This is a genomic window from Robiginitalea sp. (genome assembly GCF_049588695.1).
Classification (GTDB): Bacteria; Bacteroidota; Bacteroidia; order Flavobacteriales; family Flavobacteriaceae; genus Robiginitalea.
Genome location: NZ_JBAVZJ010000332.1, coordinates 1 through 1,709, shown reverse-complemented (window position 1 = coordinate 1,709; position 1,709 = coordinate 1). Strand labels below are relative to the sequence as shown.

At 48.9% G+C, this 1,709-nt stretch carries 1 protein-coding gene; it reads left to right on the top strand.

Translation table 11 applies throughout. The features are described from left to right. Positions 1-149: 149 nt before the first annotated feature. The coding region (gene carB, locus WBV75_RS08125) for a carbamoyl-phosphate synthase large subunit (RefSeq protein WP_424120133.1) at positions 150-1,709 on the top strand (1,560 nt) is incomplete at its 3' end.

Below are 1,709 nucleotides of genomic sequence, written 5' to 3'. Positions count from 1 at the left end.
CAGAAGAGCTAAAGGTCGTAAGAAAATTAGTGTATCCTCTGAGCCGAGACACAAAAAATAATGGTTTACCCATTTTCAGAAATAAATCAGGTGTTACTTGTTGAAAGTAGCACCTTTTTTTTGTCTAAAAACTATTAATCCCTCCCAGCATGCCCAAAAGAAAAGATCTCAAATCCATACTGATCATAGGATCAGGCCCCATCATCATTGGCCAGGCCTGCGAGTTTGACTACTCCGGTTCACAGGCTCTCCGCTCCTTGAGAGAGGACGGAATTGAAACCGTACTGATCAACAGCAACCCTGCGACCATCATGACGGATCCCTCAATGGCGGATCATATTTATCTGTTGCCCCTGAATACAAAATCGATTATAGAGGTCCTTAAAAAACACCCGAATATCGATGCCGTCCTTCCGACTATGGGGGGGCAAACCGCATTGAACCTTTGTATAGAGGCCGGTGAAAAAGGGATATGGGAAGACTTTGGCATACAGATCATCGGGGTGGATATCGACGCGATTAACATTACGGAGGATCGCGAAAAATTTCGCGAGCTCATGACTCGTATCGGAGTCAAAATGGCGCCTCAATCTACAGCTACATCCTTTCTTCAGGGTAAGGAAATCGCCCAGGAATTCGGTTTTCCGCTTGTTATTCGGGCGAGTTACACCCTTGGAGGGGCAGGAGCGGCAATCGTTCATGACCCTGCGGATTTTGACGAACACCTGAGCCACGGACTGGAGGTTTCGCCTATTCATGAAGTGATGATTGACAAAGCGATGATGGGCTGGAAGGAATACGAATTGGAACTCCTTCGCGACAAGAACGACAATGTGGTCATTATATGTACCATTGAGAATATGGACCCTATGGGGATCCATACCGGTGATTCGATAACCGTGGCTCCGGCCATGACCCTTTCGGATACCACCTTTCAGAGGATGCGCGACCTGGCGATTAAGATGATGCGCAGTATCGGAGATTTTGCCGGGGGGTGTAATGTGCAGTTTGCCGTCAGCCCGGATGAGAAGGAGGAGATTATCGCCATTGAAATCAACCCCAGGGTTTCGCGTTCCTCAGCCCTGGCTTCCAAGGCCACCGGGTACCCTATTGCAAAGGTGGCTGCTAAACTCGCTATCGGTTATAGTCTGGATGAATTAAAAAATCAGATTACCCAATCTACTTCCGCCCTTTTCGAGCCTACCCTCGACTATGTGATTGTGAAGATTCCGCGCTGGAACTTCGACAAGTTCGAAGGGGCCGACCGCACCCTGGGACTGCAGATGAAATCCGTGGGCGAGGTTATGGGTATCGGCCGTTCCTTCCAGGAAGCCCTGCATAAAGCCACACAATCTCTGGAGATTAAACGAAATGGTCTGGGCGCAGACGGTAAGGGTTATACGGATTACGATCAGATCATTCAGAAACTCACCTACGCCAGCTGGGACCGGGTATTTGTGATTTATGACGCCATTCAGCTCGGTATTCCCCTGAGTCGGATACACGAAATCACCAAAATAGACATGTGGTTCCTGCGCCAGTACGAAGAGTTGTACCAACTGGAAAAAGAAATCAGCACCCATTCTATTGAGACCCTGCCTAAGGAACTGCTCCTCGAGGCTAAACAGAAAGGTTTTGCCGACCGGCAGATCGCCCACATGCTGGATTGCTGGGAAAGTGAAGTACACCAGAAGCGCATGTCTCTGGAG